Source organism: Cellulomonas sp. P4_H12 (assembly GCF_056400905.1).
Map to the genome: position 1 here is coordinate 1 of NZ_JBFUKJ010000096.1, position 624 is coordinate 624.

Annotated in this window: 1 protein-coding gene; it reads right to left on the reverse strand. The window is 70.5% G+C overall.

The window, feature by feature from the left end:
* Window positions 1-624 (reverse strand): NAD(P)/FAD-dependent oxidoreductase (locus AC1DQC_RS19945; protein WP_477052965.1); only part of this gene is annotated, 624 nt, incomplete at both ends.

Here is a 624-nt window from a genome sequence, read left to right on the forward strand (position 1 = left end):
TCGCGCACCACGACGCCGTCGAGCCAGTCGGTGCGCGGCGCCGCGCCGATGAACAGGAAGAGCCATTGCGCGTCGACGGTCTCGGTCCGGCCCGTGGTGTTGTCGCGCAACGTGATCCGCTCCAAGTGATCGCCGCCCTCGACGCCCACCACCTCCGAGCACGCCCGAACCACGATCCTCGGGCTCTGCTTGATCTGCTGGATCAGGTAGTGCGACATGGAGTCGTCCAGTGAGCGGGCCCGAACCAGGATCGTCACCGAGTGCGCACCTCTGGCGAGATAGACGGCGGCCTGCCCCGCCGAGTTCGCGCCGCCGACGATGTACACGTCCTGGTCGCTGCACCGCGCGGCCTCCGTCACCGCGGATCCGTAATACACGCCGCGGCCGGTGAACTCGTCCAGTCCGGGGACCGACAGCTGCCGGTAGGAGACCCCGGTCGCCAGGATCACGGTGTGTGCGTCGAGCGACGCGCCGTCGGCGAAGCGGACCGTGCGCGCGGACCCGTTCACCTCCAGCGCGACGACGTCCCGGGTGGTGATCACCTCGGCGCCGAACTTGGCGGCCTGCCGGCGGGCCCGGTCGGCCAGTTGCGCGCCGGACACGCCGTCCGGGAATCCCAGGTAG